This window comes from Pseudobutyrivibrio ruminis DSM 9787, assembly GCF_900218035.1.
In the GTDB taxonomy this organism is placed as follows: domain Bacteria; phylum Bacillota; class Clostridia; order Lachnospirales; family Lachnospiraceae; genus Pseudobutyrivibrio; species Pseudobutyrivibrio ruminis.
On record NZ_OBMR01000009.1, the window covers coordinates 1 to 25,070 of the forward strand.

The 25,070-nt window shown below is 41.9% G+C and carries 21 protein-coding genes; 3 read left to right on the forward strand and 18 right to left on the reverse strand.

Features of this window, described 5'->3' with window-relative positions; genetic code table 11:
- Positions 1-714: 714 nt before the first annotated feature.
- Genes CRN97_RS09890 through CRN97_RS09900 form a run of 3 tightly spaced genes read right to left on the reverse strand, consistent with a single transcriptional unit; the run spans position 715 to position 4,873 of the window.
- Positions 715-2,625: an ABC transporter ATP-binding protein gene (locus CRN97_RS09890; RefSeq protein WP_097076772.1), complete on the reverse strand. Its 1,911-nt coding sequence runs from the start codon at positions 2,623-2,625 to the stop codon at positions 715-717.
- Complete coding sequence (locus CRN97_RS09895) at positions 2,625-4,388, reverse strand: ABC transporter ATP-binding protein (protein ID WP_097076773.1); 1,764 nt, start codon at positions 4,386-4,388, stop codon at positions 2,625-2,627. Before CRN97_RS09895 ends, CRN97_RS09890 begins: the two co-directional genes overlap by 1 nt.
- A 2-nt stretch (positions 4,389-4,390) precedes the next feature.
- Complete coding sequence (locus CRN97_RS09900) at positions 4,391-4,873, reverse strand: MarR family winged helix-turn-helix transcriptional regulator (protein WP_097076774.1); 483 nt, start codon at positions 4,871-4,873, stop codon at positions 4,391-4,393.
- Between the two features lie 299 nt (positions 4,874-5,172).
- On the opposite strand from CRN97_RS09900, the gene CRN97_RS09905 reads away from it, so the two are divergent.
- On the forward strand, positions 5,173-5,730 hold the full coding sequence (locus CRN97_RS09905) for a TetR/AcrR family transcriptional regulator (protein WP_090395239.1): 558 nt from the start codon (positions 5,173-5,175) through the stop codon (positions 5,728-5,730).
- 57 nt (positions 5,731-5,787) lie between these two features.
- On the opposite strand, the gene CRN97_RS09910 is transcribed toward CRN97_RS09905, so the two are convergent.
- Both CRN97_RS09910 and CRN97_RS09915 read right to left on the reverse strand, forming a co-directional pair.
- Positions 5,788-6,726 (reverse strand): ROK family glucokinase, encoded by a 939-nt coding sequence (locus CRN97_RS09910; RefSeq protein ID WP_090395238.1) that lies wholly within the window; start codon positions 6,724-6,726, stop codon positions 5,788-5,790.
- Between the two features lie 26 nt (positions 6,727-6,752).
- Complete coding sequence (locus CRN97_RS09915) at positions 6,753-8,954, reverse strand: transglycosylase domain-containing protein (RefSeq protein WP_097076775.1); 2,202 nt, start codon at positions 8,952-8,954, stop codon at positions 6,753-6,755.
- 156 nt (positions 8,955-9,110) lie between these two features.
- On the opposite strand from CRN97_RS09915, the gene CRN97_RS09920 reads away from it, so the two are divergent.
- Together CRN97_RS09920 and CRN97_RS09925 are read left to right on the forward strand one after the other, a co-directional pair.
- Positions 9,111-10,145, forward strand: a complete 1,035-nt coding sequence (locus CRN97_RS09920) for an aldose epimerase family protein (RefSeq protein WP_242962066.1) — start codon at positions 9,111-9,113, stop codon at positions 10,143-10,145.
- 126 nt (positions 10,146-10,271) lie between these two features.
- Entirely contained in the window at positions 10,272-11,249 is a 978-nt protein-coding gene (locus tag CRN97_RS09925) for a diaminopimelate dehydrogenase (RefSeq protein ID WP_044939128.1), read from the forward strand.
- 127 nt (positions 11,250-11,376) lie between these two features.
- Here CRN97_RS09925 and CRN97_RS09930 read toward each other — a convergent pair whose 3' ends face one another.
- From CRN97_RS09930 to CRN97_RS09985, 13 genes are all read right to left on the reverse strand, one after another.
- Complete coding sequence (locus CRN97_RS09930; protein WP_097076776.1) at positions 11,377-12,546, reverse strand: galactokinase; 1,170 nt, start codon at positions 12,544-12,546, stop codon at positions 11,377-11,379.
- Between the two features lie 18 nt (positions 12,547-12,564).
- Positions 12,565-13,092 carry a DUF6106 family protein gene (locus tag CRN97_RS09935; RefSeq protein ID WP_074791186.1) on the reverse strand — a complete coding sequence of 176 codons (528 nt, stop codon included), beginning with the start codon at positions 13,090-13,092 and terminating at the stop codon, positions 12,565-12,567.
- Positions 13,093-13,150: 58 nt separating this feature from the next.
- Positions 13,151-16,168, reverse strand: coding sequence for a glycoside hydrolase family 2 TIM barrel-domain containing protein (locus tag CRN97_RS09940; RefSeq protein WP_097076777.1), 3,018 nt, complete (start codon positions 16,166-16,168; stop codon positions 13,151-13,153).
- Position 16,169: 1 nt separating this feature from the next.
- Complete coding sequence (locus CRN97_RS09945; RefSeq protein WP_044939142.1) at positions 16,170-16,982, reverse strand: carbohydrate ABC transporter permease; 813 nt, start codon at positions 16,980-16,982, stop codon at positions 16,170-16,172.
- Positions 16,983-16,998: 16 nt separating this feature from the next.
- A complete protein-coding gene (locus CRN97_RS09950) occupies positions 16,999-17,880 on the reverse strand; it encodes a carbohydrate ABC transporter permease (protein WP_179670740.1) in 882 nt (293 codons plus the stop codon).
- A 107-nt stretch (positions 17,881-17,987) separates the two neighbouring features.
- Positions 17,988-19,349, reverse strand: a complete 1,362-nt coding sequence (locus CRN97_RS09955; protein ID WP_074791183.1) for an ABC transporter substrate-binding protein — start codon at positions 19,347-19,349, stop codon at positions 17,988-17,990.
- 233 nt (positions 19,350-19,582) lie between these two features.
- Positions 19,583-20,518 carry an AraC family transcriptional regulator gene (locus CRN97_RS09960; RefSeq protein WP_097076779.1) on the reverse strand — a complete coding sequence of 312 codons (936 nt, stop codon included), beginning with the start codon at positions 20,516-20,518 and terminating at the stop codon, positions 19,583-19,585.
- A gap of 8 nt (positions 20,519-20,526) precedes the next feature.
- Positions 20,527-21,897, reverse strand: coding sequence for a sensor domain-containing diguanylate cyclase (locus CRN97_RS09965; RefSeq protein WP_097076780.1), 1,371 nt, complete (start codon positions 21,895-21,897; stop codon positions 20,527-20,529).
- 24 nt (positions 21,898-21,921) lie between these two features.
- Positions 21,922-22,728, reverse strand: coding sequence for a nickel pincer cofactor biosynthesis protein LarC (gene larC / locus CRN97_RS09970; RefSeq protein WP_097076781.1), 807 nt, complete (start codon positions 22,726-22,728; stop codon positions 21,922-21,924).
- Positions 22,729-22,770: 42 nt separating this feature from the next.
- Positions 22,771-23,682 carry a DMT family transporter gene (locus tag CRN97_RS09975; RefSeq protein WP_074791173.1) on the reverse strand — a complete coding sequence of 304 codons (912 nt, stop codon included), beginning with the start codon at positions 23,680-23,682 and terminating at the stop codon, positions 22,771-22,773.
- Between the two features lie 146 nt (positions 23,683-23,828).
- Positions 23,829-24,005, reverse strand: a complete 177-nt coding sequence (locus tag CRN97_RS14160) for a hypothetical protein (RefSeq protein ID WP_177175710.1) — start codon at positions 24,003-24,005, stop codon at positions 23,829-23,831.
- Between the two features lie 66 nt (positions 24,006-24,071).
- Positions 24,072-24,485 carry a hypothetical protein gene (locus CRN97_RS09980; protein ID WP_074791170.1) on the reverse strand — a complete coding sequence of 138 codons (414 nt, stop codon included), beginning with the start codon at positions 24,483-24,485 and terminating at the stop codon, positions 24,072-24,074.
- A 5-nt stretch (positions 24,486-24,490) separates the two neighbouring features.
- Positions 24,491-25,060 (reverse strand): zinc ribbon domain-containing protein, encoded by a 570-nt coding sequence (locus CRN97_RS09985; protein WP_097076782.1) that lies wholly within the window; start codon positions 25,058-25,060, stop codon positions 24,491-24,493.
- Positions 25,061-25,070 lie beyond the last annotated feature (10 nt).

The window sequence follows — 25,070 nt, forward strand, 5'->3', positions numbered from 1 at the left end:
CTTTTTCTCTTTTCCGCGTGTCTCTGGCTCTCCTAACAGACACGCCTTTTTAGCTTTTTCTCTTTTCCGCGTGTCTGGCTCCCCCTCTCAGGGCGCCAATGTGCCACATAATTGGGCTAAAACTGGTAACAGCCCCTCTCCTAACAGCAATAATCTATGCCTATTATTCCTTCTCAACATAGGCTGCCTCGCAAAACAAGGCTACAATGCCTATTCCAACCTTCTCAACATGAATCATCTATCGTCACAGCCAGGCTAAACCAGCCCATAAAAGCCAACGCACAAGCGAAAAGCCCATTCCCTCAGGCCGCCGCTTGGTGCGGGCAGACTGAGAGTATATCTACGATGATTTGATTCAATTTAAAGTATTAATGGGATTTCGGGTTCGATACATGAACCCACAATTAGATTGTTATATGAAAACAAATCTTTCAAAAACTCGTTTGATACTATACCTGCTGAAATCAAACTTGTCAACCAATATAGCCGATAATCACCAGCATCAAAAATCAGGCCTATTTCCCCCACTCCCCCAAATTAGCCACTGACTCCGAGCCAGCTCCCTAACACAAGCTATTCTCCAGACACAGCACAACCATCTCCCAAAAGCACAACAAAAAACCCTCCGCAGCGCCGAAGCACCGCGAAGGGTTCCAAATATATTCAACTCACTCGGCCTGAAACCAGGCCTGAGCCAGCCCAAAATCCATAGCTTTATGCGTTCTGAATCTTACCTGTATAAAGCTGGTAGTACTTACCGCCTTCCTGGATAAGTTCTTCATGGTTGCCGCGCTCGATGATGCGTCCCTGGTCGAGAACCATGATGCAATCACTGTTGCGGATTGTTGAAAGTCTGTGGGCAATAACAAATGTTGTACGGCCGTGCATAAGCTTGTCCATACCGTCCTGTACGATTTTCTCTGTACGAGTATCGATTGATGATGTAGCCTCGTCGAGAATAAGAACTGGTGGATCTGCGATTGCTGCGCGGGCAATTGCAAGGAGCTGGCGCTGGCCCTGTGAAAGGTTGCCGCCGTCGCCCTTGATTACTGTGTTGTAACCCTGAGGCAATCTGCGGATGAATCCGTCTGCGTTGGCAAGCTTTGCTGCTGCAATAACTTCCTCTTCAGTAGCATCAAGCTTACCGTAGCGGATGTTGTCAGCGATTGTGCCTGTAAACAAATGTGTATCCTGAAGTACGATACCAAGTGATCGACGAAGGTCCGCCTTCTTGATCTTGTTGATGTTGATTCCATCGTAACGAATCTTTCCGTCAGCGATATCGTAGAATCTGTTAATAAGGTTTGTAATAGTTGTCTTTCCGGCACCAGTTGCACCAACGAAGGCAATCTTCTGGCCTGGTGTAGCGAAAAGCTTGATGTTGTGAAGGACAACCTTGTCTGGATTGTAGGCGAAGTCTACGTCGTCAAAGACGATATCACCTTCAAGCTTCTGATAAGTTGTTGTACCTTCTGCCTTGTGGAAGTGCTTCCAAGCCCACATTCCTGTACGCTCTTCACACTCAACAATTTCACCGTTCTCTTCTCTTGCATTAACAAGCATTACGTAGCCATCGTCTGTCTCTGGTACCTGGTCGATAAGCTCGAATACACGCTCAGCGCCGGCCATAGCAAGAACGATTGACTGGAACTGCTGTGATACCTGCTGGATTGGCATGATAAATGAACGAGTAAACTGAAGGAATGAAACAAGCGCTCCAAGTGTAAGTCCTGTCCAGCCGTTGAGGGCAAGTGTTCCACCAACAACTGCGCAGATAACGTAGTTTACATTACCAAGCTGCATATTTACTGGTCCTAAACAGTTTGCAAGTCTGTTTGCACGATAAGCATTGTCGAAAAGTTCCTCGTTAAGTCCGTTGAACTTCTCCATAACTTCTTCTTCGTGACAGAAAACCTTAACAACCTTCTGTCCGTTCATGATTTCCTCGATGTTACCGTTTACTGCACCGAGAGCCTGCTGCTGCTTGCGGAAATATCTTCCGGATGTGCCAGCAAGTGTTTTTGTAACAAGTGAGATAATGATAATCATTGCGATTGTCACACCTGTAAGGGTTGGTGACATCATAAGCATGTACACAAATACTGTAACGATGGTGATTGCACTGTTGAACATCTGTGGGAAGCTCTGTGAAATCATCTGGCGAAGAGTATCAATATCGTTTGTGTAAACTGACATGATATCGCCGTGTGCGTGTGTGTCGAAGTAGCGGATTGGTAAATCCTCCATCTTCTCAAACATCTCATTTCTCAAGTCTCTAAGTGAGCCCTGGGCAACGAAAATCATAATAAAGTTGTATGAGAACATTGCGATGATACCAACTGCGTAGTATCCAATCAATGTCTTGATTCCATCTGCAAGTGGGCCGAAATCTGTGCTGCCACTTTCTAGCATTGGAAGAATATAAACGTCAATCAGCTCCTGCATGAAGGCTGTTCCCTTTGCATTGCAGATTACTGAAAGGAAGATGCAGATAAGTACAAGTACAAGCTGTGCTGGGTATCTGCTTCCTACATATTTAACAAGGCGGCCGAGAACTCCTCGTCTTGCGGCCTTCTGCTCTTTTGTCAGTTTAGGAATTGATCCTGGTTGTGGTCCTCTAGCCATTAGTCCTCGCCTCCTTCCTGAGCCTTGTCAAAGTCGCCGCTGCCGGCGCCTGTCTGCTGCTCATAGATTTCCTTATAAATCTCATTTCTAGCCATCAACTCTTCGTGTGTACCGAAGTCGTTGACCTTACCATCATCCATAACGATGATTCTGTCAGCATCCATAACAGATGAGATACGCTGTGCGATGATAAGCTTTGTTGTGCCAGGGATTTCCTCACGGAAAGCACGGCGGATGCTTGCATCTGTAGCTGTATCTACTGCTGATGTAGAGTCATCAAGGATAAGAATCTTTGGCTTCTTAAGAAGAGCTCGCGCAATACAAAGTCTCTGGCGCTGTCCACCAGAAACGTTGGTACCACCCTGCTCGATGTGTGTGTTGTAGCCATCTGGGAACTTCTCGATGAATTCGTCTGCGCATGCAAGCTTTGCAGCACGCTTTACTTCCTCGTCTGTTGCATTTTTGTCGCCCCAACGAAGGTTTTCAGCGATTGTTCCAGAGAAAAGTACGTTGTTCTGAAGAACTACAGCAACCTGATTACGAATTGTCTCAACATCGTAATCCTTAACGTTGTTGCCACCTACAAGAACTTCACCCTCATCCACATCGTAAAGACGTGAAATCATTGAAACAAGAGTAGTCTTTGCTGAACCTGTTCCACCAAGTACGCCGATTGTCTCGCCTGAGTTAATCTGAAGATTGATGTGGTCGAGAACTGGACGCTCTGCTGTTTTGTTGTATCCAAAGACAACATCCTTGAACTGGATTGATCCGTCAGGTACTTCGTAGATTGGATTCTCACCGTTTGTGATTGTTGTCTTTTCCTCAAGTACTTCATAAATACGCTTCATGCTGGCAACTGACATAGTAACCATGATGAAAATCATAGCGAAGAACATGAGTGACATAAGAATGTTCATGCAGTATGAGAATAATGAAACAAGCTCACCAGTTGTAAGTGTGCCCTCGATAACAATCTCATGTGCACCAAACCAGCTGATAAGGATGATACATACATAAATAACTGCACTCATCATTGGCATTGTGAAGGCGATCATTTTTTCTGCTGCTGTTGCTGCCTTGTAGATGCCCTGGCTGCCCTTTACGAATTTTGTCTTTTCAAATGCCTCACGAACGTAAGCCTTTACAACTCTGATACCTGTGACATTTTCCTGTACAGATGCGTTCAAGTCATCGTACTTCTTCATAAGAATTTCGAATAATGGTCTTGTCTTGAAGAGTACGAAAGTCATGAATGCAAGAATGATGACCATTGCAAAAAAGAAGTTCGATGCAATATGTACATTGATTCTGAAAGAAAGTACCATAGCTACAATAACTGTAACTGGTGCTCTGAATCCCATTCTAAGAACCATGATAAACGCGTTTTGCACGTTTGTTACGTCTGTTGTAAGACGTGTAACAAGTCCTGCTGTTGAGAACTTATCGATATTTTCAAATGAGAAGGTCTGAATGTTTTCAAACATCTTCTTTCTAAGGTTTTTGGCTAATCCTGCAGAAGCCTTACTTCCGTAAACAGCTCCCATTACGCCGCCAAACAAACCTACGACTGCGCAAATGAGCATATATCCGCCGATTCGGTAAATCTCGCTCATGTTGCCCGCTTCAACACCTTTGTCTACTAAGTCTGCTACAAGAAGTGGAATTATCATTTCCATTGCTACTTCAAGAATCATAAAAATAGGAGTAACTAATGCTGCTGCGGTGTATTCTTTTATTTCCTGTAATAATCTCTTTACCAAGATTAATCCTCCTTCTTTAATTCTACGTAAGATTTGTATTCCCTAGCATTTTGCTGCATCTTTTCAAGGACGCGAATCACAGTGGCGATTTCTTCCTCAGAGATATCCTTTGTTACGTATTCTTCAACTTCAAGAATCTGATTCTCTATAAGATGATTGAATTCCATTCCCTTGTCTGTTACAACGATTTGCTTTTTGCGGGCATCTCCATCCACTGATACCTTCGCTATTAAGCCGTCTCTTTCAAGAGTCTGAATCATGTCTGCCAATGTAGATTTAGGAAAATGGAAAACTTTTTCCAAATCTTTTTGGAAAATAGGCTCAGTCTGTCTAACAAAATAACCAATAAGCCAACCGTTCTTTGTTGTGCAAAGATCCATTTTGTTGTCGCAGGCGCCTCTGTTAATAGCGTCCTTAACTTCGCGACCTATGCTTCCGCACAAAAAACCTATATGTGTCTTATTGTCAAATTCCTTTGAACACATTTTTTTCTCCTTTCCTCTATAATTTCTTTCTTTAATTTGCTTTGGGAATGTCCGACTTCGGAATGTTCGGTTCCGGACAATTCGGTTTCGGACAATTTGCATTATACACTCCAAATTGTGTCCAAGCAACAAAAAAAATATTAAAATTCTATTAAAAAGTCCACGAGCGACCTCATCCGTGGTATAGTAGACAATAGACATAATGATAGGACTTGAATAGGGGAGAACATTAACGTTAGAGAATGGATTTATTGCTTAATCCGCCTTAGGGAAGTAATTAATAAGAAAAGGAGTATAACATGAGAGAACGAAGCAAAGATTTACGTGTAAGAAGAACTCTTACCGCAATTAGAAAGTCATTTAACGAACTCGTACTAGCACGTGACTATCGCGAAATCTCAATTACCGATCTTACAGAAAGAGCAGGAATCAACAGAAAGACATTTTATCTTCACTATACATCTTTGGATGATTTGATTGATGAAATTGAAGAAGAAGTTTCTTCAGACTTATTAGAGCACATCGGAAAGTATGCATTAGACATGGATCTTAGTGGATGTATCACATACTTCTACAAATATCTTGAGTCATGCAGCAAGGTTCAGAAGAAGCTTATGTGCGACGAGTCATATTCATTCTTCTACAATGCAGTTGTAGATAAGGTTTTGAACAGTGACGAATTTTCTAAGTTCTTCAACCAGACTGAGCATCCTTCAATCGTACGTTCATACACAAAGGCAATCACATCTATTTACAAGGATTGGTTGGCAAGTGGCCGCGACGTAGAATTCAAGACACTTACAGATGTTGCAAGTGTTCTTGTTGGCAAGGGATACGCTGGCGTTATTAAAAAATAAATATGAATTATTAAAGGCAGGTCGTTTGACCTGCCTTTTTGTTTGCTTTTTTACTTATTAAAGGATAAGCTTCATTGCGCCGTAGATACCAGCGTCGTTTCCAAGTGAAGCAAGAACGATTTTGGTGCTCTTGCAGCCGTGGAATGCGATTTGATTGAATCTGTATTCTACTTCATCAACAAGATACTGGCCAGCCTTTGAAACGCCACCGCCAATAACGAAAGCTTCTGGATTTACTACACAAGAGATTACCTGAAGTCCCTGTGCCAAGTATTCACAAGCACGTCTTGCGATTTCTTTTGCAACTACGTCGCCCTTCTTTGCCTCATCGAAAACAGCCTTTGCATCAAGTGTTTCTACATCTCTAAGGCTACTTGCATCATCATTCTGAGCAAGACGAATCTTTGCAAGACGAGCAATACCTGTTGCTGAGCAATACTGCTCAAGACATCCGTGATTGCCGCAACCGCAAGTGTTTTCCTCTGTATAGTTTACTCTGATGTGACCGATTTCTCCTGCTGCACCTGCTGCACCGCTGATGATATCGTCGTTGATGATAACGCCACCGCCAACACCTGTGCCAAGTGTTACCATTACTGAGCTAGAGTATTCCTTTGCAGCTCCCATCCAAGCTTCACCTAGTGCTGCAACGTTTGCATCGTTACCAGCCTTAACCTTGAGACCACCGAGGCACTCAGAGAATTCCTTCTCAACATTGAATACGCCCCATCCAAGGTTTACGCAACGGTTTACAACACCGTCATCTGATACAGGGCCAGGAATTCCAATACCTACACCTGCTACATCATCGGCAGCAATGCCCTTTTCATCCATCTTCTTAACAACTGTCTGTGCAAGATTCTTAAGGATGTTTACACCGCCGTTTGATGTGTCTGTAGGAACCTCCCACTTCTCAAGTAGCTCACCCTCTGCTGTGAATAAGCCGCACTTACATGTTGTTCCCCCCAGATCCAATCCAAATCCGTACTTTGCCATTTCTTTCAAAATCCTCCATATTACTTCTATTCAACCTGATCCTCCACTGATTCAGTGGTGGTTGTTATCTCTATATCTGTAGCGCCATCTGGTATGGCACCCTCTGGAACTTCTGCTCCATCATAAGTTTCAGTAATAATCCTATATGTGTTTGGCTCCTGAGGCTCTTCCCCAGGATTTTCCTCATCGAAGACGCCGTATGGCTCCTCTTCTGATTCGCCCTCTTCATCTATCTCTACTTCATCCTGCTGCTCTTCTGTGCCTATGTATTCCACTGGCTTTTTGAATTCCGCAGGAAGTAATCCTTCGTGAATAGTGTTCATGTATTCTTCCCAGATTTTAGCTGGGTAAGATGAGCCAGTCAAGCCCGCTATTTTCTTGGGCTGATCAGAACCAACCCAAATACTTGTAGTGTAATATCTGGTGTATCCTACAAACCATCCATCACGGTTGTTATTTGTTGTGCCGGTTTTTCCTGCTGCTGGCATTTCACCTAGGTCGATACCTCTGGCAGTGCCCTCAGCCACTACCGATTGTAGCATATCTGTCATGGTTCTGGCAGCATTTTCTTCGTAAACTTGCACTTGTTCTTCTTCGGCCTCGTAAAGGACCTCTCCCTCAGAATCAGTGATTTGTAAAATGCAATCTGGCTCTCGCATATAGCCATCATTTTGGATAGTGGCATATCCTTTTGCCATTTCCAAAGGACTTACGCCAACTGTCAGACCTCCGAGGCATGCTGCCATGCCATAGTCGTCATCTTCTATGTGGGAAAAGCCCATGTTCTTAAGGTACTGGATTCCCTTTTGTGGTGTCACTTCTGAATAAAGCTGCCATGCAACTGTGTTTTTGGACTGGGCCACCGCCTGACGAAGTGTGATTTCTCCCGCATAAGTGCCTGTCGCATTATCAGGGCCGCCCTCCTGCTTCACATCCATCACCTTGCTGTCTGGAGTGTAGCCCATTTCGATGGCTGGTGTGTAAACAATAAGCGGCTTGATTGAGCTGCCTGGCTGACGGAAGCTTTGATATGCTCTGTTTAATGTGTAGCCTGTCACATCCTGGCTACGTCCACCGACAATTGCTTTGGTCATGCCTGTCTCGTTATCGATGCACACTCCTGCGGATTGCACTGTGTAGATGCCATCTTCATTTACATCTGTAAAATCCTCCAGGTGGGAATCTATTGCCGCCTGCAGCTCATTTTGCATGTTCAAATCTATGGATGTGTAAATTCGATAGCCTGATGTAAATAATGTGGTGTTCCACTGATTATAAGCTTCATCGTAAGCCCTGTTGTAGGCTTCCTCATCTTCTTCTGAATCAAACTCAGTCTTGAACTCGAAGCCATTCGCCTTCATCAATGCCCTTGTTGCACAGTAATATGCGTATGTTTCTACGTAGTTATTCTTGATACTGTCTGGTCTTGTCAGCACGATTTCTTCGTTGACTGCTGACGTGTAAGTTGCTTCGCTGATGACCTTGTCCTTCAGCATGGACGACAATATTGTGTTTCGTCTGGTGATTGTGTTTTCCGGATTCACCACTGGGTCGTAGTAGGTTGGGCTGTTCGGAATAGCCAGCAGATAACAGACTTCCGAAAGGGACAACTCTGAAATATCCTTGCTAAAATAGCCCTTGGCTGCCGCCTCTATGCCATAATATCCGTTGGCGAAATATACATTATTTAAGTAGAACTCAAGGATCTGTTCCTTGGAATACTTCTTTTCAAGCTCTGATGCAATATATATCTCCTCCACCTTACGCTGCCAAGTCTTTTCATTGCTGAGGAAGATTGTTCTGGCAAGCTGCTGAGTGATTGTACTACCACCCTGGGTGATTTCCTTGTCCTTGAGCATTGTGTACAAGGCTCTGGCAATTCCCTTATAATCAATACCGTTGTGCTCGAAGAACTTTTTATCCTCGATGGAAACGAGGGCTTTCACCGCGTTCTGTGGAATCTGGTCGTAAGTGATGTAGTACACATCCTTTTCGCCCTTCAACACAGAAATCGTGTTGCCGTTTGCATCGTACACTTCACTGGTTTCTATCTGTCTGAATGTATCTTCCGTGGATTTTTTCACAAGAGAAGTAGCCTCTGATTTTAACTCAGAGACTTGAGCTGCATAACCGCTGGCATAGTAGTAGGTGACGGCCGAAACCAGCAGCAGTAACAGTACTATTTGAAGTTTGATTAGTCGAAAGATTTTCTTGTTATTGGCCTTCATTCTCGGACCACCTTGTTTTGATATAAATATATTACCATAATGTCATTTCTTTGACATTTTTACCTTTATAAATTGATTAATTATTTTGTATCTCTTGTATTAAAAACCACATACATTTATCATTAGTGTAGTTAATTTTATAGGGAGGTTTTTATCGTGGAAAAAGAAAAAGTAGGCGTTACTAAAAACGGCGAAGACATGATTGCATATACTCTTATCAATAAGAATGGTATGCAGGCAAAAATCATGAATTTTGGTTGTAATCTTTTAGAGCTTTGGGTTCCAGATAAGGAAGGAATTCTTACAGATGTAGTTTTAGGATATGACAATATTGAGGATTATTTTGAGAATTCTCCTGGATTTGGATGCTGCATCTGCCCTAATGGCAACCGTATCGGCGATTCAAAATTTACTTTAAATGGTGTTGAGTACAAGCTCGATGCCAACGACGGCAAGAACAATCTTCACTCAGGCTTCCATCCAATGCACAAGCGCATCTGGAATGTAGAGTCTGTAGATGACAGCCACATCACATTCACATGCCACAAGGCTGATGGCGAGTGCGGATTCCCAGGAGAAATGGATATCACAATCACATACACTCTTGGTGATGACAACTCATTAAAGCTTGAGTATTCAGGGGTTTCTGATGTTGATACAATCTTCAACCCAACTAACCACAGCTACTTCAATTTGAACGGACATGACTCAGGTTCTGTTATGGATCACATTGTTTGGATTGATGCTGACAGATATACTCACACAGATTCAGAGTCTATTCCTCACGGAGAATGCCGTGAAGTAAAGGGAACTCCAATGGATTTCACTACTCCTAAGGCTCTCAAGCAGGATACAGAGGCTGACTATGACCAGCTCAACTGGGCAGGCGGTTTCGACCACAATTATTGCCTCAACAATCCATCTCTTTCAAAGCCAAGTTGCACACTTGAAGACCCTGCAAGCGGAAGAAAGATGGAAGTTTACACTGATTTACCTGGCGTACAGCTTTATGCTGGCAACTACCTTGATGACAGCCATATCGGCAAGGGTGACTGCCCTTACGGCAAGCGCTTCGGAGTTTGTTTCGAGTCTCAGTACTTCCCAAATGCAGTAAATGTACCTGAGTTTGAGCAGCCAATTGCCAAAGCAGGCCAGAAGGCTCACTCAACTACAATTTATAAATTTATCTAAATAAAGAAAGCAGCTATGTAGGGAGGCTATCCGAAAGGGTGGCCTCTTTTTTAATCTAAACAGTTGCATACAACTAATCCTTGTTTTAAAATTACAAAAGATTAAAAAGAATAATGGAGGTATGACATGATTAAAGTTGGTATTTTAGGATACGGAAATCTTGGACGTGGTGTAGAAGCTGCTGTTACTCTTAGCGAAGACATGGAGCTTGTAGCTATCTATACTAGAAGAGATCCAAGTACAGTTACAGTAAAGTCTAACGCACCTGTTAAATCTACAGCAGATTTGGATACAGGAAAAGAAGATATAGATGTACTTGTTATTTGCGGAGGTAGTGCTACAGATTTACCAGAAATGACACCAAAGTACGCAAAGCTCTACAATGTAATTGATTCATTTGATACACATGCAAGAATCCCAGAGCATTTTGCAAATGTAGATAAAGCTTCAAAGGAAGCTGGAAAGCTTGGTCTTATCTCATGCGGATGGGATCCAGGAATGTTCTCATTGAATCGTCTTTATGCAACATCAATCCTTCCAAAGGGACAGGCTTACACATTCTGGGGCAAGGGCGTTAGCCAGGGTCACTCAGATGCAATTCGTCGTATCGAAGGTGTTGTTGATGCTAGACAGTACACAGTTCCAGTTCCAGAAGCACTTGAGAGAGTTAGAAATGGTGAGAATCCAGAGCTTACAACAAGAGAAAAGCATACAAGAGAATGCTTCGTAGTTGTTGAGGAAGGTGCTGATAAGGCACGCATCGAGAAGGAAATCAAGGAAATGCCTAACTACTTCTCAGATTATGATACAACAGTAAACTTTATCTCTGAGGAAGAGTTGAAGAAGAACCACAGTGGATTACCACATGGCGGAAGCGTTATCTACACAGGTGAGACAGGATTTGATGGCAACAAGCATGTCATTGAGTACAGCTTAAACCTCGATTCAAACCCTGAGTTTACAGGTGCAGTACTTACAGCATACGCAAGAGCAATTTCTCGCATGAACAAGGAAGGCGCTACAGGTGCAAAGACAGTATTCGACATCGCACCAGCTTACCTTTCACCAATTCCTGCAGAAGAGCTTCGCGCCCATTTCCTCTAAAAGGTAGCAATTAAAATAAGCCAATATGTACGGATTAAACCTACATATTGGCTTTTCTTTAGATTATATCATTGTCCACATAAAAAAGAGACTATCCAACCGGATAGCCTCCCTACAAAATCTTTTATTAGCTTAATCTTCTAGCTCCATCACCGATGTCTACTACATAGAACTCTGCGTCTAAGCCATACTTTTCTTTGTATGCCTTACCTACTGTCTCCTTGAAGTTCTCAACAGCTTCGTCCTTTACGATGGCTACTGTGCAGCCGCCGAATCCGCCGCCTGTGATGCGGGCACCGATTACACCTGGAACGCTCCACTCTGTCTCTACAAGGAAATCTACCTCCTCGCATGATACTTCGTAATCATCGCGAAGTGATACGTGGCTGGCATTCATAAGCTTGCCGAATGTCTCGATGTCGTTTTTATTAAGAGCTTCTACAGCCTTGATTGTACGCTGATTCTCAGCTACGGCATGCTTTGCACGACGATAGTTTACTTCATCCTTGATTGCAGAGCCATACTTTTCAAACTCTTCATCTGTAAGCTCGCCAAGTGTGCTGATGCCACATACTGTCTGAAGATCAGCGAGAGCCTGTGAGCTTTCGTTACGTCTGTCATTGTATGCGCTGTCTACAAGTGAGTGCTTTACCTTTGAATTTGTGATTACTATCTTTGCTCCGTCCAATTTTACGCTGGCATATTTATAGGATAAATCTGCACAGTCAAGGAAAATGGCGTGGTCTTTTTTACCCATTGCAACCGCAAATTGGTCCATTATACCGCAATTGCATCCATTGAAATTGTTCTCAGAGTACTGTCCGATAAGGGCTAACTCTATCATTGTCTTGTCGATACCAAATAAATCAGTGATTACTGTGCCTGTAAGTACCTCAAGTGATGCTGATGATGAAAGGCCAGAACCGTTGGGAATATTGCCCCAAACGCACATTTCAAATCCTGATTTAATTTCTGAACCCTTCTCGATCATAGCCCAAACTACGCCAAGTGGATAGTTTGCCCAATGATATGCATCCTTATTTGTAAGGTCATCAAGTGAGCTTTCTATAACTCCTACATGCTCGATATTTGCTGAGTAAAGCTTGATTACTCTGTCTTCGCGCTTTCTTGCAACTGCATATGTACCGATTGTAAGGGCACATGGGAACACGTGACCACCGTTGTAATCAGTGTGCTCTCCTATAAGATTTACACGGCCTGGTGCAAAATATGTACGAATATCGCCACCCTGGCCGAACTTTTCCTCAAAAATTACTTTTAACTCCTGCTCGTTCATCACATTTCTCCTTTAATTCTAACGATAAATGTCTCTCTTATTGTATTTCTCCATTGCTGTAAGCAACTTGTCTGAAGGGTTGAATATTACTTTAAAATCGTTGCCTTTTGCCTCGCTATGAGCCACTAAGATGTAATCTTTTACTTCTTCATCGTGTGCTGAACAGTCATATGTCTTAAGCTGAACATGGTCAAACTTAAGTGATTCGTTTGTTCCAACAGCTGCAACCATCTTTATCTCGCTAGACTCAATAGTAACAACCTTCTTTCTCTTCTCATTGTTAATGATTTTAGCAATCTCAAGGCTACCATTTGTGTAGTCATATTCATATTCGATGTTTTTGTTCGAATATAAGATTATCGTAAATATACCCATAATAATGAGCAAAATCGCCATTATAAGTGTCAAAATCCCTCTTGAATAGCCAACAGTACCAACCAACAAGCAGAATGTTGCTACAGCAGCACCTGTTTTTTTTGTTTTATCCTGGGCTGTTTCTATTACCTTTACTGCCTCTTCTACGAATGTGTCGTTTGATTCAAACATTATCCTACCTCCTAAATAAAAAGATCCGGCCACGTGTGTAGCCGAATCTAATTATACCTTATATACCCCTGAAACTAAAGCAAATCTCCATGTCTTTGCTATTATCTAACATGAATTCTGGATGTGTTTTTGCACCCCAGGTATCATCTCCTGCAACGCCCATTTGCTTGCCTATTCTCACATGTGTGAAATGAACTGGTGGAAGCTCTGTTGGATGCATTGCTTCGTCGATTTCATGTACTGTGTAAGGAAGGGCCGAGAATCCATTGTTCTTTGTAAGGAAGAGGACTCCGTCTCCTCGATTGTCGGTAAGCTTTGCGTACCTTGTATCCTGATGATTTCCGCATTCCTGTGGCACTAAGTATTTAGCCATGTTATCAGCTACCTTATTTCTAAATACTCCTAGCTTGCCATGGTCGCGGTCGTTGTATGTCTCCTCTGGACCTTTGCCGTACCATTCCAAGTTCTCCAACTGGCTATCTAATGCAAATGTCATGGAAAGCTCTGGAAGCTCGCCTATTTCCGCTGATGCAGGAAGTCTTAAACTACACTCAACAAGTCCATCTGCATATACTACATACTCTACCTGACATGTTCCTGCAGGCTTTGTAGCCAAGTGATATGTGTAAGTTACCTTTACTCGCTCATCTGTGGCATCCACCTGTGGGAACTCATTGATTCCCTGATCCATAACAGATGTTGAGATATATTTGCTTGCTAACTTCCACTGAGCCGCTCTAAATGGCAACTGGTTTGCCAAATCATTTTCTGTCATTGGGCGCCAGAAGTTTGGCATTACGATTCGCTTTAACAGCTCTTTTCCGTGATATTTGTATGAGCTAAGGCCCTTCTGTCCTACGAATAGCACCTCAAAATCATCGCCCTTTACGCCCAGGTTATGGAAACCCTGAGTAACCTTAAGCTGCTGCTTTGGTCCTCTTTCGAAGGTGAAGCGTCCAACTGTAGTCTGGCCGTAGGCTACTTCATGGCCTGCCTTTGCCCACATTGTATCTTCTGTAAGGACAAATGAAAGTGTCACTACATACTCATCATCCCTTGGTAAATCAAGCTCCAAAGCATATTCTGTAGTCTCAAGTGGAGGGCAATCGATTACTAGCTCCTCCTCTGCTATCAAATCGCCAAGCTTTTCTACTGTAAGAATGGCTGTGTATTCATTTGTGTTAGTAAACAGATTTCTGTTTTCAATGATGGCTTTGCCATCCTCGAAGGTTATCTTGATATTTGAATAATCGAATTTAACCTCCTGCATCTTTGGGCTAGGCTCTCTGTCCTTGCTGTAGCAGATGCCATCTCCTGAGAAGCTGCCATCGTTTGGTCTATCGTCGAAATCTCCGCCGTAGCCTTCGAATTCAACGCCATTTACATCCTTCTTTGTAATGGCCTGGTCAATGTAATCCCAGATAAATCCGCCCTGGAACAATGGTTCCTCATAAGCGTACTCTGTGTACTTGCTCATGGCGCCACAGCTATTTCCCATGGCATGCATGTACTCACAGTTAATGTAAGGCTTCTCTCTGTGCTCTGAAAGCCACTTCTTGATGTCCTTTACGTAGACATACATTGTAGATTCCACATCTGACAAATCTACTCTTCTATCGTTGAAAACACCCTCATAATGTACAAGACGTGTGTTGTCCCATTCATGGAACTTGTCCTGCATCTTTCTAAGGTTGCTTCCGCCGTAGCTTTCATTTCCAAGTGACCAAATAAGGACACATGGATGATTCTTGTCACGCTCAAACATGTTGTGAGCGCGGTCGATAACGTTGTCTGTGTATTCTGGTCTATCTCCTGGAACAGCGTAGCTATCATCCCTCATTTTCAGGATTTGGATAGGTGTCTGCCATGTTCCATGAGTCTCTAAATTTGTTTCATCAATAACGTACAATCCAAATATATCGCACAATCTGTAGAAGAATGTCTGGTTTGGATAATGGCTTGTACGGATTGCGTTTATATTGTTTTGCTTAATTGTAATGATGTCCTTGAGGATGTCCTCCTCTGAAAGGGCACGTCCTGTTGATGAAGAAAATTCGTGGCGGTTAACACCCTTGAATACGATGCGCTTTCCATTGATGTGCATCATATGGTCCTTCATCTCGAATCTTCTGAAGCCTACCTTTTCCTTTATTACCTCTGAAAGTCTGCCTGTTGGGCCGAATACATTGAGCTGTAAATCGAAAAGATAAGGATGTTCTGCACTCCACAGCTTTGGCTCCCTCACATGAATTTCCATGTGATTCTTGCCATTTTCTACTGCCATTTTGTTCAGCACATCTGCATCATCATCAGAAAGAGTCATCTGAACAAGTCCCTCTCCAACAACATCCATATCAATTACAAGAGTAGCATCCTTATAATCGTCATCTAGAAGGGTTTGGATACGAATGTCGCGAATGTGTGTCTCCGGAACTGTATACAGATAAACCTCTCTGAAAATGCCTGAAAATCTGAAGAAATCCTGGTCCTCGCACCAGCTTCCAGCTGTCCATTTGAACACCTGAACTGCCAGCTTGTTCTCTCCCTCTCTGATGAAAGGTGTTAAATCGAACTCGCTAGGAGTAAAGGAATCTTCGCTATAACCAACATACTGGCCGTTAAGCCAGAGAGCAAATCCACTTTCTACACCCTGAAATGAGATGTATACTGGACCTTTTTTCATGAATTCTGGAACTGTAAAATACTTGACGTAATTACCAACTGGATTCTCCTCCGTTGGTATTTCGCCAGGCTCTACGGCCTCGTGACCATCCCATGGATACTGAGTGTTCACGTACATGATTTTATCGTAGCCTTCTAATTGGATATGGGCTGGGACTTTAATATCGTCCCATCCCTTACAATCTCTTCCATCCTCATAGAAGTTCTTGTCGCAACACTCATAATTCTTGGCAAATTCAAATTTCCAAGTGCCATTTAAAGAGTACTTGAAATTAGATTTTTCACCGTATGCATATGCTTCGCTGTCGTAATACTCGTGGTCTGAGTGAGCATCTAATCTATTTTGTTGAAAAACTCTTGGGTCTTTTACAATTTCATAATTGAATTCATTCATTTTATTTTACCGATCCTGTAATTCCTTCTGCAAACTGCTTCTGAAGTACGAAGAATACAAACATTGTTGGTACTGAGCAGAACAATACGCCAAGCATTGTCATACCGTAATCTACGGTGTAACCACTTGAAATGTTTGCGATGAACATTGGCATTGTCTGAGCACGGTTGTCGCTCATTACTACCTTTGGCCACATGTATGCGTTCCATGCGTTCATAAATGTGATAACAGCAGCTGCTGCATAGATTGATTTCTGAATTGGAACATACATCTTGAAGAAGATCTTCCATTCAGGAAGTCCATCAATTCTGGCTGCTTCCATGATGTCAGGTGGGAAATTACGAGAATTCTGTCTGAACATCATAATCATAAATGGTGTTGAGATTCCTGGAAGGATGAAAGCCCAAACACTATTAAGTAATTTTGCCTTTGAAATAAGTCCGTACAAAGGAACCATTGTTGCTACTGCAGGAACCATCATAGCAAGAAGAAGGATTCCGAAAAGTCTATCCTTGCCCTTGTCGTGATAAAGCTCAAAGCCATAGCCTGCTATTGAACATACAAAAAGTGTAAATATAGTCTGCACAATTGAGTAGAAGAATGAGTTACCCATACTGCTCCAAAGAGTACCCTGTACTGCATTCTTTAAGTGTTCAAAATTTACTGCAAGCTGATTTCCAAATGTGATTGAACCTCTAGCAACTGCAAGTGATTCGTTTGTTGCTGCTGCAATCATCCAATAAAGTGGAAATACTGATATTAGCGAGCAGATTATCAAAAAGATGTAAGTAGGTATAAGCCTACGCTGTATCATTGATTTATTTCTCTTTTTAGTCACGTGTATCACCTACTTTCAAACTAATAAATGCTAGAATTCCAACCAAAATGAATACGATAAATGACATTGCTGATGTGTATCCTAACTGTCCAACACCCTGACCAAATGCCTGGTTGTAAATGTAGTGTGACATTGTGATTGTTGAGTTTGCAGGTCCACCACTAGTCAAGTTCATTGACTCGTCGAAGAGCTGTAATGTACCGTTGATTGACATGATTGCTGTCATAACGATTGTTGGCTTAAGAAGTGGCACTGTAATGTACCAGAATGTCTTCCAACCACTTGCACCATCGATTTTTGCAGCTTCATATACTGAGTATTCAATGTTCTGAAGTCCTGCAAGGTAGAATACCATGTTGTATCCTGTCCATCTCCAAATCAAAGCAATGATGATTACTGCCTTTGCTGTTGATGGAGTTCCAAGCCAGTTAATGTTTTCACTGATGATACCAATCTTTATAAGAACTGAATTGATAAGACCCTGTGTTGCAAACATTGACTTGAAAATCAAAGAATATGAAACCAGTGATGTAGCACATGGTAAAAAGATACATGTTCTGAAAAGTCCCTTGAACTTTAAGTCCTTGTTGTTAAGAAGCTGTGCCAAAAGGATGGCAAGGATCAGCATGATAGGGACCTGTATTATTAAATAAAAGAATGTATTTTTCATGGATGTCATGAAAATACTATCCTGTAACATTCGAGTGTAATTGTAGGTAAGTGGATCAGCAAATGCGATATTGACACCCTTACCTGTTTTTAATGATGTTATAAAAGCCTTAATAATTGGATAAAAACTCATTATGAAAATGAGTATTGTTGCTGGTGTAAGGAAAATCCAGCCCGCTGCTAATTGCTTATTAGCAAGCGTCATTCCTCTTCTTTTCTTTTCCACGGCGATTCCCTCTTCTTTTTAAAAAAGGGAAGTGGGTTTACCACTTCCCCAAAAATTATCTTTTAGTACTTTTTTATTGATTGGAATTATAATCCCATATCAAATCTGAGCTGCTGCTCTGCATTCTCAAGTGCTGTATCAACATCTACGCCATCTGTAAGTACGCTCTGAAGAGCTGTAGCAAGCTGTGTACGTGCTGAGTAGTGGTAATCTGACTGCTCAACTGTTGGTACGTGCTGTGTGTACTCAACAATTGTTGCGTAGATTGGCTGATCGTTGAAGTAAGCAACACCCTGCTGGTAAACATCTGACTCTGCAGCTGCTGCACATGTTCCGATAACACCACCGTTTGTAAGTGCCTCATCATATGTTGTAGACTGTCCGTCCTCTGCTGAACGACCACCAAATGTGTATGCTAAGAAGTCCTTAGCAAGGTCTGTCTTTGAGCAGTTAGCTGTGATGTAAAGTGAAGAACCACCGTTTGAAGCATATCCTTCTTCACCTGTAAGTGTAGGAGCTGTTGTGATTTCCCACTTACCTGAGTTGTCTGCAACCTGCTCGATTGTAGGAATGATCCAGTTACCATTGTAAACACCTGCAACCATGTCGCCCTGAATAGCCTGATCTGTGTAATCTGACCAGTCATTTGCAAGGTAAAGAACATTGTCCTGAGCAAGTTTAACTACTACGTTGAATACATCCACAAGCTTCTCATTCTCTGTGAAGTATGGCTCGCCGTTCTTGAACTGCGAAGCACCTTCAGCCTGAAGCATCATGTAGAATAAGTCGTTTCCGTCGCCGTCCATGCAAAGTAAATACTTGCCTGTTGCAGCGTATACATCTTTACCGATTTCATCAAATCTGTCCCAAGTAATACCTGTTACATCATCGATTGTGTAACCAGCCTGCTCAAGAAGGTCTGTTCTGTAAGCAAAGATTGCTGTTCCTGCATCTACAGGGAATCCGTAATGCTTGCCATCGATTGTAGAGTATGAAAGCTTCTCAGCTCCAAGTCCTGCCCAATCGCAATCAGCATCGTCAACATCCTGCCATGCATCTGGATAATTTGTAACGTACTGCTGGATGTAGTGATCCTGGAAAAGTACGATATCTGGTAATGTGCTGTAGTCGCCAGCCTCTGCTGCAAGTGTTACAGCGTTCTCAACATCTGAAGACTGTGACTGTGTGATAATTTCAAGATGGAAATCTGGATTAACATCCTGGTAATCCTTCTCAGCTGCCTGAAGTGCTGGGATATTGAAGTTTTCGTCCCAAGCATAAACTGTAAGTGTGTTCTCGTCATCTGACTGAACGTCGGCTGCAGCTGCGCCGTCCTCTGTTGTAGCAGCATCGCCTGTTGCTGCTGTGTCTGAGCTTGAGCTGCCGCATGCTACCATAGAAGCTGCCATTGCACCAACAAGCATGAGTGAAAGTAATCTTCTCTTCATTCTCTTCTTCTCCTTATTTGTTTAAATTGTTCGGGGGTTATTGTGCATCATGCACAACTTATTACCCAATACGTACCCCTCATATGGTCATAATACTAGTTATATCTGCTTATTGTCTGACAAAATCACTCTAAAAAAGTGCAAATTCGACTATCAAAGATTGTTAAATAATTGTTTTTCTACGAAAATATGTTAAGAACGTGAAAAAAGGATGGCGATTTAGCGTAGCTAAATTACCATCCTTTCTTTGCACTGATTTGATAATTCTTTTTTGTTATTCCTAAATGATTCTCTTCTTTTTTCCACTGATAAGGTGTCTTACCAGTAAGCTTTTTGAAGTTACGATTGAAGGTTGATGGAGTCTGATATCCAACTCTAAATCCAACTTCCTCCATGGCGTAATCCTTGTTCTGGATTATCTCGCATGCCTTGTCTATTCGAACCATATTCAAATAATCAAGAGGCTTCATGCTCATTGTCTCTTCGAATATGCGTCTAAAATGGCTTTCAGAAAGACCACATTCATCGGCCACATCAGCCATCTTTATTTCCTCTGCATAGTGTTCTGCAAAGTAATTTATACTCTTTTCAATGTAGCTATTTAGGCGCTTCTCCTCGATTGTAAGGGAAGAACTCATATCCTCGTTGATACGAAGCAACTCCACTATGAATGCTCTCAGATAGCCCTTTACAGATTCCTTATAGTAAGGCTTTTGCTCACGGTATTCCTCAATGATGTTTCTAACAATGGTATTCAAGGTCTTATTCTGATTCCACTGAATTACATAGCCCTGATTGTTAAGGCGCTTTATCACTTCCTCAGGAAGCATGCGCTTGAACTGCATTTCCTTTTTTATGAAGCTGTTAATATCGATGTACAGATACTCCCATTTGCAGATTCCGTTGTTGAAACTTTTGGTCTCGTGTGGAATATTCTCTGGGATGATGGTGATTATTCCACCTTTGTAATTAACATTGGCCTCCTCGATTGTGAGCTGGCCATTGCCCCAATAGCAGTAACCTATTTCCATATAGTTATGAAAATGAAGAAGATTTTCCTGCTCCGCTCCGTAACTGCGAACCCAACTATCGCCCAAAAGCGCCATTACATAATGGCCTTCTGGAATCTCATAATATCTGTATTCAATCTGCTTTTTCTGTTTTGCCATAATAAATCCTAGTGTCTTCGGTCGTTATTTGCAGAATAGAACTCTGCCTTATCATTGTACATCAGCTTGTCGGCACTGTTAATCATCTCTTCTATATTTTCTGCATTTTCCTGCCATACAGCGCCTATAGCCATAGATACCTTTTTACATTTTTTTCGTAGCTTTGCTACTAGCTCCTCGAAATATTCCTTTTCTACTTGAGGAACAATGGCGATAAACTCGTCTCCACCGATTCGATAGCTGTATTTCTTCTTGAAGACTGATTCTACAATGGCTCCTGCTTCTTTTATGTACTCGTCACCTGCATCGTGGCCCTGATCATCATTGATTGCCTTAAGACCGTTGATATCAGCAAAGCATACCCCAACAGGTATCTTCATACCCTCTATCATGTTGAGGGTTGCTGTAAATGCATTCCTGTTTCTTAGGTTTGTCATTGCATCGTGGGAACTCATATATTGCATTTCCTGACCAAGGATGTAGTTTCTAAGCTCCTCGGAAATGAAGATGGCAACTGTCTCAAATACTTCTGCCAGATTTATATCCAGGTACAAAGAGAAATTGTCGGCAACAAGATATCCGATTGTCTCACTCTTGTCCTGTATAGCCGTGATAATGTAACGGGAAATTGTTCCCTGCAGTACATCCTCGTATACTTCTTTATTCTTCTTGATGATTTCTTTCGTATCATTAACAATTACAACTCTATTCTCCAGCAACTGCCTATCCCACATTGTGAAGAAATCAAATCTCTCAAAGTCTTTTCTGTTTGGCAGGCCTGTGCCACTCTTTTTGTCTGTCCACTCATAGATATCTCCCAGGTCACCGCCCTTCGACTCTACAATATAGACTCTGTCTGCCTTTATTTTTGTTCCAAGAGCTTTCAGTGTAGCCTTGATACCTCTTTTAAAATCGCTTGTGGAAAGAACCTTGGCGCAATCCAAGATTAGATTATTAGAATTAGATACAATTTCCTGGTTTTCCTCCTTGCGCTTTTCAGCTGTAACATCATGAATGATGAAGGCGCAAAAGCCCTTTTTATAAACTGGAACTGCCCAGAATTCGAACCATTTATTGAACTGTGTATTGAAAGTGCGGTTGATGACAGATTGGCGCATGACTGCAGCCTGATAGCTGAGCCTTATCCAATCTTCATCCCTGTTTGCAACAGTTGTATAGTATGTTGCACCCATTAATTCCGCTGTTGGTTTTCCAACTAAAGATGCGTATTTTTCGTTTACGAAAATGAACTGCATGTCATGTACAGTGCCAAAAGGATCTGTCATAACCCTGAAAACACAGCAGGCATCAGGCAAATCCTTTAACATATACAAAACTTCACTAGCTGAGTAATCCTTAAATTCTTCAATCTTCTCCATGTAAGAAACCCCTTTTCCCCCCGATTATTTAATAATCATTGCTCGTAAAAAACCTGCTAAACCATAGTCCCGTTTTCCGCTACCCATGCCAACCTTTTCGATAACGAATTCCTTTGGCAATGTGTCGCTTGTTCTAAGTGCCGCTACTGTGGCAGCTCCTGTTGGAGTAACTAACTCTCCATTGATGTCTAGAATTTCTAATCCAATTTTGTATTTAGAAACAATATTGGTTACTGCTGGCACTGGCACTGGCAAAATGCCATGCTGACATCTGACAGTTCCCTGGCCCTCATATAGCTTTGGAACAATCACGTCTGTGATATCCAGATTGTCCATGCAAACTGCAATGGAAATGATATCGACGATAGAATCAATAGCCCCAACCTCGTGGAAATGAACCTGCTCCACTGGTACCCCATGGGCCTTTGATTCTGCCTCTGCCAACACATTAAATATCCTTTTAGCAATCTCTCTTGCTCTATCTGTAAGGGCTGCAGAATCGATAATTTGATTTATCTCCTTCATGCCCCTATGCTCATGATGGTGTTCGTGGTGATGCTCATGTTCATGATGCTCCTCATGGAGATGTCCATAAAGATAATCCATGTCATGGTCATGACCATCATGCTCATCATCCAAGATTACATCAAAATCCATGCAATCCAAACCTGCTCGCTTCACTCTGCTGTAAGCAATCTTGAAGCCCTCAGCATTTATGGTACTTAGGACCTCGGATAAGTATTGCTTATCAGCCCCCAAGTCTAAAAGCGCACCTACAGTCATATCGCCACTAATGCCTGAATTACATTCTAAATATAATGTACGCCCCATTGTGTCTCCTTTGTTATTTTGATTATATCGCATTTACGATTTTTAGTCTCCCTCAATTGTCGCTAAAATAAGGATACCTGCGATGACCAAGAACAAGAATAGATACTGCTTTCTTGTAAGCTTTTCTTTAAGGAAGATTCTTGAAAGTGTAAGTGATACTACACATACTGCTGAAATGATTGGAGCAGCGATTGCACCATTTCCACTCATTGCATATACGTATGTAAACTGACCTGCTGTCTCGCAAACACCGGCAAGTACTTTGTCTCTCTGTTTTGGAAGCTCGAACTTCACTCCGCGGCTCCACATGAAAAGTAAGAGAAGAATTGCACAGATGAAGAATGTGAGCTCGTAAGATGTGTTAGCTACCTCTTCGATTGTTGCCTCGTTTACGTTTGCAAGTGGGCTTGTTTCCATTTCCAAATAATAAATATCAAGGAATGTTCCAAGTGCATCAAGTGTTGCATAGCAGAATGGCATCGCAAATGCGATAATTGCCATCTTCTTTCCAAGCTTTTTCTTTCTGTCGGTATCGCCGTTGTTCTCAAGGAAGCCAAGTCCAAGAATACCGATAACGATGATGACGATAGCAATGATTGAGCCTGTTGCAATTGTCTCACCAAGGATGATTACGCACATAAGTGAAACGATGGCACCTGATGTGTTCTCGATTGGATCTGAGATTGACTCCTCAATGAATCGCATTCCGAAGAATGAAAATGCCATTGAAAGAATGTAGCAAAGGGATACTGGAAGATAGCGAACAAGGTTGATTGGATCGTATCCGATATCCTGAGTAAGCAATGTAAAGATTGCATGCATACCCATGATGATACCTACGGAAACGCATATCTTCAAATGAGCAAACTTCTCGTCCGGATTAGCTCCCTTCTTATAGAATAGCTCCGCAAGACCCCAGATAAAGGTTGTTGCGAGGGTAAAAAATAACCACATAACTTTTCCTCATTTCTTTATTTAATTTACGGATTTATTATATATTTTTTATTAAGTAGCACGCAATCTTTTTTGCAAAATTCACCGAGTTTTCACGGTTTATATAAAAAAATACCCCTGATTAAAATTAATCAGGGGTTTAAACACTATTTATTATTTTCATCCATTTCGATATTAATACTTAAATCAATATCGCTTTTCTCAAGCTTGCCTCTGTTGATTTTGCGCTGAGCTTCGTGAAGCATTTCTTTAAGCTTCTCTAAATCCTCATATGCATCGTCAGAACTATAAGGCTTGCTCTCGTCTTGCCAATTGTAATCCATACTGCATCCCACCTTTACTGTGGGGTCAGTATAACAAATTAGTTTGTTTAAATGATGAAATTTGTATTACATATTCTTTTCAACTAAACCATCAACAAATGGAATAGCGATTGTGCCCTGGTTAAGAGCCTTGAAGATAAGACCGATGAAGATGATATCTTCGCAAATGCTAAGAACACGGCATACAAGGTTGAAGATATCTGAAACAAAGTTTCCATAAATATCTGCACCAAATGTATTGATGAGAGATACAACCCAATCAGCAGCATCTGGAATGATTCCAACTAATGCAATAAGGAAATCAAAGAATACCATTGTGGCAGCTGCCTTAACTACAGCCTTCTTTAACCATGTGTTTTCTTCCATAAGAAGAACATATCCTACTACAAGAGCTGTTGCTACATATCCGCCAAAACCAACTGCTGCAATCGCAAATGCTCCAAATAAACCTACTGGTAAACCTAATTTTGTCTTTTCCATAACTATTAATTCTCCTCTACTTTAGTTCCACAATTTGTGCAAAATAATGCACCATTTTCAAGTGTTGCGCCGCATGATGGGCACTTCTTTTCTACTGGGGCTTCTACTGCTGGAGCCTCCTCTACAGGTGTTTCAACAGGAGCTTCTTCTGCTACTGGAGCTGCCTCTGGTGCTGATACTACCTCAGCCTCTGCTGCAGGTACATCTACAGGTGCCTCCTGCTTTGGTACTGGTGTACCACATGAGCTACAGAAAGCTGAATCCTTAGGAACCTCAGCTCCGCAGTTAGGGCACTTTACAACACCCTTGATGTTTGTAATCTGCTGTCTGTAGTCTTGAATCTTTCCAAGTGATTCATTGATTGCTGCAAAGTGATCCTTAAAGCAATCTTCAAAGTCTTCAAGATGCATTTCAAAATAGAGCTTACCAATCTGCTGATATGCATTGTTGATTCTGCGCTCCTCATCTGAAATATTTGAGTTAAGCTTTGCTACATCTGCAAAATCTTTTGTCTTAGCAATAGCTCCTTGACTAGCATCGGAAATCTTTTTTCCAAAATCATCAAAAAAACCCATTTTTTCCTCC